Source organism: Streptomyces fagopyri (assembly GCF_009498275.1).
GTDB classification, from domain to species: domain Bacteria; phylum Actinomycetota; class Actinomycetes; order Streptomycetales; family Streptomycetaceae; genus Streptomyces; species Streptomyces fagopyri.
The window spans coordinates 2,298,424-2,310,259 of the sequence record NZ_CP045643.1; the positions used below are offsets into that span (position 1 = coordinate 2,298,424).

At 73.0% G+C, this 11,836-nt stretch carries 8 protein-coding genes; 3 read left to right on the forward strand and 5 right to left on the reverse strand.

The window, feature by feature from the left end; all coding sequences use genetic code 11:
* Positions 1-47: 47 nt before the first annotated feature.
* The 4 genes from GFH48_RS09835 to GFH48_RS39055 all read right to left on the reverse strand — a co-directional run bounded on the left by GFH48_RS09835 (position 48) and on the right by GFH48_RS39055 (position 6,177).
* On the reverse strand, positions 48-1,607 hold the full coding sequence (locus GFH48_RS09835) for a PucR family transcriptional regulator (protein ID WP_153287895.1): 1,560 nt from the start codon (positions 1,605-1,607) through the stop codon (positions 48-50).
* Positions 1,608-1,633: 26 nt separating this feature from the next.
* Entirely contained in the window at positions 1,634-2,917 is a 1,284-nt protein-coding gene (locus GFH48_RS09840) for an aspartate aminotransferase family protein (RefSeq protein ID WP_153287896.1), read from the reverse strand.
* Positions 2,914-3,756: a nitrilase-related carbon-nitrogen hydrolase gene (locus GFH48_RS09845; protein ID WP_153287897.1), complete on the reverse strand. Its 843-nt coding sequence runs from the start codon at positions 3,754-3,756 to the stop codon at positions 2,914-2,916. The genes GFH48_RS09840 and GFH48_RS09845 overlap by 4 nt, the downstream gene beginning before the upstream one ends.
* 180 nt (positions 3,757-3,936) lie before the next feature.
* The gene (locus GFH48_RS39055; protein WP_228120486.1) at positions 3,937-6,177 is read right to left on the reverse strand and encodes a hypothetical protein; all 2,241 of its coding nucleotides are present in this window, start codon (positions 6,175-6,177) and stop codon (positions 3,937-3,939) included.
* Between the two features lie 374 nt (positions 6,178-6,551).
* Between GFH48_RS39055 and map the strand changes: the two genes are divergently transcribed.
* Positions 6,552-7,319, forward strand: a complete 768-nt coding sequence (gene map, locus GFH48_RS09860) for a type I methionyl aminopeptidase (RefSeq protein WP_153287898.1) — start codon at positions 6,552-6,554, stop codon at positions 7,317-7,319.
* A gap of 99 nt (positions 7,320-7,418) precedes the next feature.
* Here map and ggt read toward each other — a convergent pair whose 3' ends face one another.
* Positions 7,419-9,236 carry a gamma-glutamyltransferase gene (gene ggt, locus GFH48_RS09865; protein ID WP_153287899.1) on the reverse strand — a complete coding sequence of 606 codons (1,818 nt, stop codon included), beginning with the start codon at positions 9,234-9,236 and terminating at the stop codon, positions 7,419-7,421.
* A 104-nt stretch (positions 9,237-9,340) separates the two neighbouring features.
* On the opposite strand from ggt, the gene GFH48_RS09870 reads away from it, so the two are divergent.
* Entirely contained in the window at positions 9,341-10,129 is a 789-nt protein-coding gene (locus GFH48_RS09870) for a hypothetical protein (RefSeq protein ID WP_194280542.1), read from the forward strand.
* Positions 10,130-10,238: 109 nt separating this feature from the next.
* Positions 10,239-11,807, forward strand: a complete 1,569-nt coding sequence (locus tag GFH48_RS09875; protein ID WP_153287900.1) for an alpha/beta fold hydrolase — start codon at positions 10,239-10,241, stop codon at positions 11,805-11,807.
* Positions 11,808-11,836 lie beyond the last annotated feature (29 nt).

Below are 11,836 nucleotides of genomic sequence, written 5' to 3' on the forward strand. Positions count from 1 at the left end.
GTGTCACCCCCGCGTCGTCGCATGTTTCACCTGAGTCATCCGGTGTTTCACCGTTGTTGTGCGTCGTGCGCGAGGAGCGCGATGTGTACGGAGGCCGCCTGTTCGAAGTCGTCGAGGTCCACGGCGAGGCGTGCCTCTATCGCCTCCAGCCGGCGGTAGAGCGCGGGCCTGCTGACGTGGTGGAGCCGCGCGGTACGGGACTTGTTGCGGCCCGTCGCGAGATACGTCCGCAGCACGGGCAGCAGCTCCGACTCCGCGTCGGCCCCGCACAGCAGGCCGTCCAGCTCCCGTTCGGCGAAGGACTGGACGTGCGGGTCGTCCCTGAGCAGCCGCACCAGACCGCGCAGATGGACGTCACGCAGCCGTACGAGCACCGGCTGGTCCTCCTGCCCGACGGGTGTGTCGGCGGCGGCCTCGGCGACGTGCAGGGCTTCCCGCAGGCCACCGGGGACGTCGTCCCAGGCGTGGCGCGCGGCGGCGGCCGCCACGGTCGCGGGGGCGCCCGTCTCGTGGCGCAGCCGGGCCGCGAAGTGCGCGGCCAGCGCCTCGGCGTCCTGGTCCCGGGCGAGGCTCAGCAGCACGGCGGTGGCCCCGTCGGCCAGTTCGGCGACGAGTCCGGACAGGCCGAGCAGCTTGAGCACACGGTCCAGTCGGGCCGGGTCGCCGTCCCGGACGGCGAGCGGCACGAAGGTGCGCCGGTTCACGGGCAGCCCGGCGGCGCGCGCCCGCGGGAGCAGCTGCCGTGCCGGTACGACCCCGCTCACGAGGTCGGTGAGCAGGCTCTGCGCGGACTCCTCCTCCCAGGTGTGCGCGGAGCCGGCGAGCATCCGGTGCAGGACCAGGGCCTCGGCGGCCCGGTCGGCGAGCAGCCGCCCGGTCACCGCGTCGCCGCGGTGACCGCAGAGCACGATGCGGCCCCAGCGCTCGCCCCGGCCGCCCAGTTCGGCGCGGATCCACCCGTCGCCCTCGCTGCCGCCCGCCTGCCGGGCGATGCGCTCCCAGTCGCGCAGCACGTCGTCCACCGCGGACCGCTCCCCCGCGGTGGCGAGGACCCGGTGGGCGAGGTTGGTGACGACGACGGGGCAGCCCGCGTGGCCCGCGATCTCGTCGAGCAACCGCTGCATGGGGGCGCCCGAGGTGATGAGGCCGGTGAGCGCGGTGCGTACGGACTCGGAGAGGCTCACGGCCGCGAACTTGCTGGAGACCAGCCGGCACTGCACCTCTTCCGTCAACTCGGCGAAGGGGAACGGGCGGTGCAGTACGACCATGGGCAGCCCGCACCGTTCGGCGGCCCGGCGCATCACGTCCGGCGGCGTGGGGAAGGCCCGGCCGAGCCCGAGGACGACGGCCGCGGCCTCCGCGCGGTGCAGCGAACGGATGTACTCGGCCTGCGCGTCCGGGTCGCCGGCCAGCAACACGCCCGTGGTGAGCACCATTTCGCCGCCGGTGAGCATCACGCCGACGTCGGCCGCCTCGGCGACGTGCACCCAGCGCACGGGCCGGTCGAGGTGGCCCGCGCCCGCCACCACCTCGGGCTCTCCGGCGAGCACCCGTTCCAGGGCGAGGACCTGGCGTACCGACAGGGCGGTGTCCGAGGCGGTGGTCATGGCGACGTTCCCTTGCTCAGGATCTCTTACCGGGTGCACCTCAGCGCGCGATCGAGGATCGCGGCGCCCTCCTCCGCCTCCGCGACGGTGAGGGACAGCGGCGGTGCGATGCGCAGCACGCTGGTGTCGTGACCGCCGCCCTTGCCGATCAGCAGGCCTTCCTCGCGGGCCGCCTCCAGCACGGCGGCGGCGCCCTCGGGATGTGCCTCGCCGGTGCCGGGCTTCACCAGTTCGACGCCGATCATCAGCCCGCGGCCGCGGACCTCCCGTACGCCGTCGACCTGTTCGGCGATCGCCCGCAGCCGCTCGATGAGCAGACCGCCGACGCGCCGTGCGTTGCCCTGGAGGTCGTGTTCGAGCAGGTAGGAGAGGTTCGCCAGCCCCGCCGCCATCGTGACCGGTGAGCCGCCGAAGGTCGAGATGGAGTTGGAGTCCAGGCAGTTCATGATCTCGGCGCGGGCGACGACCCCGCCGATGGACATGCCGTTGCCGATGCCCTTGGCGAAGGTCAGCATGTCCGGCGGTCCCGCGGCGTCGTGCGCCTGCCAGCCCCAGAAGTGCTCACCGGTGCGTCCCCAGCCGGTCTGGACCTCGTCGGAGATCCAGAGGATGCCGTGCTCGTCGAGGACCTCGCGGAAGGCCGCGTAGAGGCCGTCGGGCGGGATCGTGAACCCGCCCACCCCCTGGACGGGTTCGGCGATCAGGGCCGCGGGCGCGCGGACATGGCCGAGCAGGTCCCTGAGGTCCTCGACACAGGCCGCGATGAACCCCGCGTCGGACAGACCGGCGTAGGGGCCGCGGGTGCGGACACCACCGTGCACGTACAGCGTCTGCAGCGGCGAGAGCGAGGTCGGCGACCAGCCCTTGTTGCCGGTGATGCCGACCGCGCTGAACGAGCGGCCGTGGTAGCTGTTGCGCATCGCCAGGATCTGGTTGCTGCGCCGGTGGGCGGTGGCGAGCAGCAGGGCCGTGTCGTTCGCCTCGGTCCCGGAGGTGGTGAAGAAGACCCGGGCGTCCGGGATGCCGGACAACTGGGCGATGCGTTCGGCGAGTTCGACCATCGGCCGGTTGAGGTAGAGCGTGGAGGAGTGGATGATCCGCCCGGCCTGCTCGCTGACGGCCTTGGTCACCTCGGGCAGCGCGTGCGCGGTCATCGTCGTCAGGATGCCGCCGAAGAAGTCCAGGTACTTGTTGCCGTCGGCGTCCCAGACGTGGCGGCCCTCGCCGTGGGTGATCTCCAGCGGGTCCTGGTAGTAGAGGGCGAGCCAGTCGGGCAGGACCGCCTTGTGCCGTGCGTACAGGTCGCTCACGGCCGCACCAGCCCCTCGTACGCGTCGGGCCGGCGGTCGCGGTAGAACGCCCACTGCTGACGCACCTCCTCGATCAGGTCGAAGTCGAGGTCCCGGACGAGGAGTTCCTCGGTCTTGTCGCCGGCGGTCTCCCCCACGAACTGTCCGCGCGGGTCGACGAAGTACGAGGTGCCATAGAAGTCGTTGTCCCCGTACTCCTCCTGTCCGACCCGGTTGATCGCGGCGATGAAGTACTCGTTGGCGACGGCCGCGGCGGGCTGTTCCAGCTGCCAGAGGTAGGCGGAGAGGCCGCGGGAGGTGGCCGAGGGGTTGTAGACGAGCTGGGCGCCGTTGAGGCCGAGTTGCCGCCAGCCCTCGGGGAAGTGGCGGTCGTAGCAGATGTAGACGCCGATCCGGCCGACCGCGGTGTCGAAGACGGGCCAGCCGAGGTTGCCCGGTTTGAAGTAGTACTTCTCCCAGAATCCCTTGACCTGGGGGATGTGGTGCTTGCGGTACTTGCCGAGGAAGGTGCCGTCGGCGTCGATCACGGCCGCGGTGTTGAAGTAGAAGCCGGACTGCTCGACCTCGAAGACGGGCACGACGATGACCATGCCCGTCTCGCGGGCGAGTTCCCGCATACGGGTCACGGTGGGCCCGTCGGGCACGGGTTCCGCCCAGCGGTAGTGCTCGGGCTCCTGGACCTGGCAGAAGTAGGGGGCGTTGAAGACTTCCTGGAAGCCGATCACCTTCGCGCCCTGCCGGGCCGCCTCGCGGGCGTGCTCCTCGTGCTTGGCGACCATGGATGCGGTGTCGCCGGTCCAGGTCGCCTGGACCAGAGCGGCACGTACGACGTTGGCCATGAGCTGCTCCTTCGACGGGACGTCAGAGAGCCTCTACGCCCGTAGACAAAGGCGGTAGAGGCTCGAAAGTAAGCCCCCTGGACAGCCTTGCCAAGACCATCGGGGTTAACCCGCTGAGTCGATCACGTTTCACACCCCTGTGGGTGAGAGGCTGACCGGGGCGTGGGCCGCCCGGGTGACTCAGGCGGTGAAGCCGGCCACCCGAAGGGCGTGCACCAGGTCCCAGTGACGCTGTTCCGAGATCCCCCGGGCGGCGTCGAGCAGGAGCGGCACGAGCCGCGCCGGGTCGTTCTCCGCGCTGCGGGCGGCCTCCTCGGGCGTACGGACCCGTACGTAGGCGTCGAGCAGCGCCCGGATCTCCCGCCGGCGGCCCTCGTCGGCGAGGCCGAGCACGGCGGTCCCGATCTCCGGTGCGGGACGGGCGACACCCTGGCGCAGCATCTGCTGTCCGTCGGTGGTGCGGCCGGCCGCGGCGAGCGCGTCGGACGCGGCGACCAGCCGGTCCGCGGGCAGCGAGGCCGCCTCCCACAGCAGGGTCGCCCAGTCCGCGTCGAGGCCCGCGTCGTGCAACTCGGCGGCGAGCAGGGGGAAACGGGCGGCGGGCCAGTACGCGGCCTCGACGAGCGTGGCGTGCGCCTCGCCGCTGCGGCCCTCGGCACGCAGCCTGACCAGGGTCCGGACGGTCTCGGCGGTGGCGCGCCGGGCGTCTTCGTCCAGGGGTTCCGGCCGTGGCTCCGCCCGCTCCTCGGCTGCCCCGGCGAAACGCGCGCCGCGGGGTGTACGGCGGTTCGGCGCGGCCGGGACCGACGACGGGGGCGCGGGTGTCCCGGGGACGGGCACGGGGGCCGCGCCGGCTTCCATCTGCCCGGCGAACCGCGCGCTGCCCCGGGGACGGCGCCTGGGGCGCCGCCTGGCGGTGGCGGCGGGCTCCTGGGCCGTGGACCGCTCGGCCGGTGTCCGGGGGCCGTCGTGGGGCCGTACGGCGCCGGAGGGGCCCTCCGGCCGGGCCTCGGCGGCGTGGGCGTCGGGCCCGGTGCCGGAAGCGGCGGAAGTGGGGGGCGCAGGGAAAGTTGCGGGAGTGGCCCCGAAGCCGTCGCCGCCCATGGCGGCGCCGGCGTCCGCGACCGTCTCACGGGACCCGCGCCGGCCGACACCGCGGGCGCCGGACCGGGCGCCGGGGCTGCCGGGGCTGCCGGGGCTGCCGGGGCTGCCGGGGCCGAACGCGGCGGCACCCGTGCCCGGTTCGACGGTGCCGAAAGACTCGTCACCGGGACGGACCGGCCCGGAAACACCACCCCGGACGTCGGAGCCGCCGGTTCCGGGGACACCCCTGGCCACACCGGGCCCGGCGGGCGCGAACGTCTCCCCGCCCGTCCCGGGACCGCCGGGGTGAGGAGCGTCGCCCGCGGCACCGGCACCGGCACGACCGGAGTCGAGAACTTCCGCGCCTGCGCCCGGGGTGGAGGAGGCGTCGGGTGCGCCGGTATCGGGGAAGGCTTCCGGGCGCGGCCCCTCCGAGGCGGCGCGCGGACCGTACGGGCCCGGCCCCTCGGAGGAGCCCGACGGGTCGTACGGGCCCGGCCCCTCGCTCGCGGGCCGGGTTGGCGCCGAGGGGGCCGCGAACGGCGAGCGTCGGCCCGCCCGCTCGGGAGCGGCCTCACCCTGACGGGGCACCATCCCCGTGGCCGCGCCCCACGTGGCCGCACCCCATGTGTCCTCGGTCCGCGTGCCCTCGGTCCGCGTGCCCTCGGTCCATGTGCCCTCGGTCCACGTGGACTCGGCCCGTGTCTCCTCGGCCCATGCCTCGCCCCTACCGTCCCCGCGCCCACCGTCGCCCGCCGACCGGTGTGCGCCCTCGGCGCCCCCGCCGGTCCCCGAGAAACCCGGCGCGCCCGATGCGCGGGTACGCAGGGCGCGTCGGTCGAGGTTCTCCATACGGTGGCGGAGTTCGGCGCAGCGGGCCGTGGCCCGTTCGTGGTCGTCCCGGGCCCAGGCCAGGTCCAGCCGGACCGAGTCGGCGTCCTCCGGCACGGTGGCCTCGTCCAGCAGCCGGTTCAGCCCGGTCCGGCGGTCCGCCGCGTAGCGCTGCTCGCGGAGCATCACGTCGAGACGGTCACCGAGCGCGTCACGCCCGCCCGGCCGGGCGTCGAACGCGGCGAGCGAGGCGCCGTGCAGGGAGCGGGCCCGCCGGGCCTCCCGTACGGCGGCCTCGTCCCCGTACTCCGCGCAGAGGTCTTGCAGGAGCGCCTCCACCACGTCCCAGGGCGGCACCTCCCGGCCGTCCAGGCAGGCCCGCATGCCTTCGGGGTCACGCTGCCAGAACACCCCGCACCAGCCGCCCTCCTGATCGAGCCGCCGCATCAACCCGTCCAGATAGCCCGCGAACGCCCGGATCCCACCGACGAGTTGATCCACAGCCATCACACAACTCCCCGCCCGACTGGAGTACTCCGGTCCGGTAGAAAACACCCTCCGTGTTACGGAACGACTACGGGGGGTTTTCGGGCCGGGCGCAGAGTCCCGCGACCGAGGTCGGCCATGGACGGCCCGAGCGCCCTCGCCGGCGCCACCACGGCGAAGAAGGCGCGAGCGCTCACCCACCCTGCCTCGATCCCGGCGGAGATACCGCTGGAGACACCGGCGGAGATGCCGGTGGTCACCGAGACCTCCACCACGCCCCGGCCGCCACGCGCTTCACGAGGAAGTCCGCCGGGCCGCTCGCCGTGTTCGCACCCGTCGGGGGTCCGTGGGGGTGCGCACCCCCACCCCATTCTCATACCGGTATAGTAATTGGCATGGTGGAACTCAAGACGGACACATCGATCGACGCGATGCACGAGGCGGGACAGGTCGTGGGCAGGGCGCTCACTGCGGTTCGCGAGGCGGCCGCCGTGGGCGTCTCCCTGTTGGAGCTGGACGAGGTCGCCCACCAGGTGCTGCGCGACGCGGGCGCCCGCTCCCCCTTCCTCGGCTACCGCCCCTCCTTCGCGCCGACCCCGTTCCCCGCGGTCCTCTGCGCCTCCGTGAACAACGCGATCGTGCACGGCATCCCGACCGGCTACCGGCTGCGCGACGGCGACCTGGTCTCCATGGACTTCGGCGCCGAACTGGGCGGCTGGGTCGGCGACTCGGCGATCAGCTTCATCGTCGGCCGGCCGCGCGCCGCCGACGTCCGTCTGCTCGAGACCGCCGACCGCGCCCTGGCTGCCGGCATCGCGGCGGCCGTCGTCGGCAACCGCGTCGGGGACATCGCGCACGCCGTCGGCACGGTGTGCCGCGCGGCGGGATACGGCATTCCGGACGGCTTCGGCGGCCACGGCGTGGGCCGTCGTATGCACGAGGACCCGCCCGTCCCCAACGAGGGGCGGCCCGGCCGCGGCATGCCGCTGCGCCACGGCATGGTCCTCGCCATCGAGCCCATGCTCATCGGCGGCGGCACCGACGGCTACCACGCGGCGCCGGACGGCTGGACCCTGTGCACGGACGACGGCTCCCGCGCGGCCCACGCCGAGCACACGGTGGCCATCACGGACTCGGGTCCCCGCATCCTGACGGCGCGCTGACCCCGGGCCCGTGCGAGCGCGCCGTGAACGGCGCGGGACACCGCGCCGTTCACCCTCCGCCCGCACCCCACGGGGTCGTGCGATCCGCCCGTGGGCCCGCTACGACGCGGGGCGCACCACCATCGCCGACCCGCCCCCGCGCCGCACCGTCTCCGCCGCGGCCAGCCACTTGCCGTTCGGCAGGCGCTGGACGCCCGTCGCCGCCCCGATCTCCGGGTTGAGCTTGAAGGAGTGTCCGAGCGCCTCCAGCCGGGCCCTGAGCGCGCTGTCGTACAGGCTCGGTTCGAGCTCCGTCTGTGCCGCGTTGCGCTGGCTGGCACGCGGCGCGGCGATCGCGTCGACCAGCGGCAGTCCGCGGTCCAGGAATCCGGTGAGCGTCTGCAGCACGGTGGTGATGATGGTCGCGCCGCCCGGCGAACCGAGCGCCACCACCGGCCGGTCGTGCCGGTCCAGCACGATCGTCGGCGAGATCGACGAACGCGGGCGCTTGCCGGGGCCGGGCAGGTTCGGGTCGTGCGCGGCCGGGTTCGCCGGGGTGAACGAGAAGTCCGTCAACTCGTTGTTGAGGAGGAAGCCGCGGCCCGGGACGGTGATGCCGCTTCCGCCGGTCTGCTCGATGGTCAGTGTGTAGGAGACGACGTCGCCCCACTTGTCGGCGACCGTGAGGTGCGTGGTGTTCTCACCCTCGTACGTCGTCGGCGCGGCGGTCCCGGCCGTGGAGCACGCCGCCGGGTGGCGCGGATCGCCCGGCGCGAGCGGACTGGTCAGCACCGCGTCGTTCCTGACGAGGCACGCGCGCGAGTCGGCGTACCTCTGGGACAGCAGTTCCTTCGCGGGTACGTTCTCGAAGGCGGGGTCGCCGACCCAGCGCCCCCGGTCCGCGAACGCGATCCGGCTGGCCTCGATGTAGTGGTGCAGGTACTGCACGTCACTCGCCTTGGAGAGGTCCGTCCGCTCCAGGATGTTGAGGGCCTCACCGACCGTGGTGCCACCGGACGAGGAGGGCGCGATCGAGTAGACCTTCCGGCCGCGGTACGAGGTCTCCGTCGGCGCCTGCCTCTTCGCCCGGTAGGCCGCGAGGTCCCTGAGCGACAGCTTCCCCGGCCGGGCGTTGTATCCGGAACCGGCGCCCACCGGGGGCTTGTTCACCGTGGTGACGATGTCCTTGCCGAGGTCGCCGTGGTAGATCGCGCCGACCCCCTTGCGCCCCAACTCCTCGTAGGTGCGGGCGAGATCGGGGTTGGTGAAGGTCGAGCCGACGGCCGGGAGCGAGCCGCCGGGCAGGAACAGTCTCGCGGTGTCCGGGAAGTTCCTGAAGCGGGCCTCGTTGGACTCCGTCTGGGAGCGGAAGGTCGCGTCGACCTTGAAGCCGTGGCGCGCGATCCGTTCCGCCGGTTCGAGCACGCTGCTCAGTCGCCTGCTGCCCCAGCTGTCCAGCGCGGTCTGCCAGGTCGCGGGCGTGCCCGGCGTACCGACACCGAGTCCGCTGGTGACGGCGTCCGCGAAGGCGAGCGGTTTGCCGTTCTCCAGGAACAGACCCGAGTCGGCGCTGAGCGGCGCCGTCTCACGGCCGTCGATCGTGTGCACGCTACGGGACTCGGCGTCGTAGTAGACGAAGTAGCCGCCTCCGCCCACGCCGGAGGAGTAGGGCTCGGTGACACCGAGGGCCGCGGCCGTGGCGACGGCCGCGTCCACCGCGTTGCCGCCCTTCCTGAGGACCTCGATCCCCGCGGCGGAGGCGTCGGCGTCGACGCTCGCCACCGCGCCGCCGTAGCCGACGGCGACCGGCACCTTCGCCGGTGTGCCCCCGGCGGACCCGGACGCTTCCCCGGCGCCGGGGGGCGCCGCCGCACCGATCGAGACCACCGCGGCCGAAACCGCCAAGACCGCCAGATTCCGCGCAACAGGGCGACGCATCCGTACCTCCAGTCAACAGCCGTCCGCGCAGCGTAACTTCACCTCCGCCGTTCCGTCAGGACCCCCTCGAACACCGTTGCGCGTTGCGGCTAGCATGCGCGCCCATGAATGACGACGTGCGCAACATCGCCCTGGGCGTGCTGGCGGCCGGCATCAGTGCCGCCCTCGGCTGGCTCGCCCGTACGTACCTGTGGAAGCGCAGACTCCGGCGCAAGCAGGCGTTCTTCGGGCTGCCCGACAACTCCGAGTCGCTGCTGGTGGTCAACCGGGAGGCGGGCGGCCCGGAGCTCACGGTGATGCGGCACGACGTGTTCGCGCTGCTCGAACTGTCCGCGCTGATCAAGGACTGCGGCGCGCACGCCCAGGTCATCGCGCACGACGCGACACAGCAGGGCTTCGGGGAACGTACCGAGTTCTGCGTGGGCGGCCCGTCGTCGAACCGGCGGATGGCGGCGCACCTGCACTCCCTGCTTCCGGGCGTCGACGTGAACGTCGACGCCGAACCGGGGCCGGAGCGCGGCGCGTTCCTGATCGGCAGCGAGCGCTACCTCCTGGAGTCCGGCAAGGGCGAGTACGTGATCCTGGCCCGGCTGGTCGCGGGCCAGGACCGCGGGACGCGGCCGGTGTTCCTCTTCTGCGGCCAGCGCGCGATCACCAACCAGGCCGCGACCCGCTACCTCGCCCGCAACCACGAGCGCCTGGCGCGCAAACACGGCGGGAACTCCTTCGTCCTGCTCCTGAAGGTGGTGAACTCGCAGGCGTACGGCCCCGATGTGGTCGAACTCGTCGCGGACGTGACCCGCGCCGCCCGGACCCCGCTGCCCACGCCCGCCCCGGAACCGGAACCGGAACCGACGCCGGCCCGCGCCCGCAACTCGCGCCGCGCGTCCTGAGGGCTGTCCCGCAACCTTTACCGGTGCGTAACTTACCGACGGGTTACTTCCGGTAAACGTGCGAGGTTACCGTCGGGTCACTTTCATCGACACGAGTGAGGAGTGGCCCGTGGGACACCGTCGCCATGCCCTGCGCACGACCGCCGTCGGTGCCGTCTCGGCGGTCCTGATCACCGGCGGCACCCTCGGGCTCGCCCCCACCGCCGGGGCGGCCGCGGGCGGCGTCCGCTTCGTCGACATCACCGGGGACGGCGGCACGGCCCTCAAGGGCAACGTCGTCACCCCCTCGGACGCCGACGGCACCCGCACCTACCCGCTCATCGTGCTGCCCACGAGCTGGGGCCTGCCCCAGGTCGAGTACCTCGCGCAGGCCCGCAGACTCGCCGACTCCGGCTATGTGGTGGTCGCCTACAACGTCCGCGGCTTCTGGCAGTCCGGCGGCGAGATAGAAGTGGCCGGGCCGCCCGACGTGGCCGACACCTCCAAGGTGATCGACTGGGCGCTCGCCAACACCCCCGCCGACGCGCGCCGGATCGGCGTGGCCGGCGTCTCGTACGGCGCCGGGATCAGCCTGCTGGCCGCCGAACACGACAAGCGGATCAAGGCGGTCGCCGCGCTCAGCGGCTGGGCCGATCTCATCGACTCGATCTACTCGGGCCGTACCGAGCACGCCCAGGCCACCGCCCTGCTCGGTGGCGTCGGCGCCCTCACCGGCCGCCCCAGCGCCGAACTCCGCGGGATCCTCGGGTCCTTCTTCTCCTCGGACCTCTCGAAGGAGCAGGAGATGATCGCCTGGGGGAGGAAACGTTCCCCCGAGACCTATGTCGACCAGCTCGACAAGAACGGCCCGGCCGTCTTCATGGCCAACGCCTGGGGCGACACGATCTTCCCGCCCAACCAGTACGCCCGCTTCTACGAGGAGCTGACCGGGCCCAAACGCCTGGAGTTGCGTCCCGGCGACCACGCCACCGCCGAGCTGCCCGGTCTGTTCGGAGTCCCCAACGACGTCTGGACGGACACCGGCCGCTGGTTCGACCACTACCTCAGGGGCGAGGACAACGGCATCGACCGCGAGCAGCCGGTCCAGCTCAAGGCCCGCTCGGCCGGCGGCTACGAGGGGTACCCGGACTGGAAGTCGGTCGGCGCCACGGCGAGGAAGATCGAACTGGCGGGCACCACCACGATCCACACGAACGTCGACTCGGGCGCGGACGGCGGGATCATCTTCCTCTCCAGCCTCCTGGACCAGCTGGCGCGGGTCCCTCCGACGGCCCTCGTCCCGCTGCTGCCGCGCCGCTGGGCGGCCGTCTGGCAGTCACCGCGGTCCGAGAGCGCCCAGCGGGTACGCGGTACCGCCCGGCTGCACACCACGCTCACCCCGACCGCGGAGAGCGGCACCCTCATCGCCTATCTGTACGACGTGGGGCCGCTCGGCCTCGGCAAGCTGGTCAGCAGCGCGCCGTACACCTTCCACGGGCGGACACCCGGCGAGCCGTTCGGCGTCGACCTGGACCTGTACTCCACGGCCTACGACGTCCCGGCAGGGCACCGGCTCGCCCTGGTCCTCGACACGGTCGACCCGCTCTACATCGAGCACAACCCGCCCGGCGCGCAGCTGACCTTCTCCTCGCCGGCGAACGACCCGTCCTACGTGTCGGTTCCCCTGCGCGAGCAGTGATCTCCGGCTGCCGCCGGCCGGGCCTGGCC

What these genes read in the sequence shown, in the direction of transcription:
- GFH48_RS39055 (WP_228120486.1), bottom strand. Translation starts at nt 6,177, where the DNA reads ATGGCTGTGGATCAACTCGTCGGTGGGATCCGGGCGTTCGCGGGCTAT.
- GFH48_RS09870 (WP_194280542.1), top strand. Translation starts at nt 9,341, where the DNA reads ATGAATGACGACGTGCGCAACATCGCCCTGGGCGTGCTGGCGGCCGGC.
- GFH48_RS09835 (WP_153287895.1), bottom strand. Translation starts at nt 1,607, where the DNA reads ATGACCACCGCCTCGGACACCGCCCTGTCGGTACGCCAGGTCCTCGCC.
- GFH48_RS09845 (WP_153287897.1), bottom strand. Translation starts at nt 3,756, where the DNA reads ATGGCCAACGTCGTACGTGCCGCTCTGGTCCAGGCGACCTGGACCGGC.
- map (WP_153287898.1), top strand. Translation starts at nt 6,552, where the DNA reads ATGGTGGAACTCAAGACGGACACATCGATCGACGCGATGCACGAGGCG.
- ggt (WP_153287899.1), bottom strand. Translation starts at nt 9,236, where the DNA reads ATGCGTCGCCCTGTTGCGCGGAATCTGGCGGTCTTGGCGGTTTCGGCC.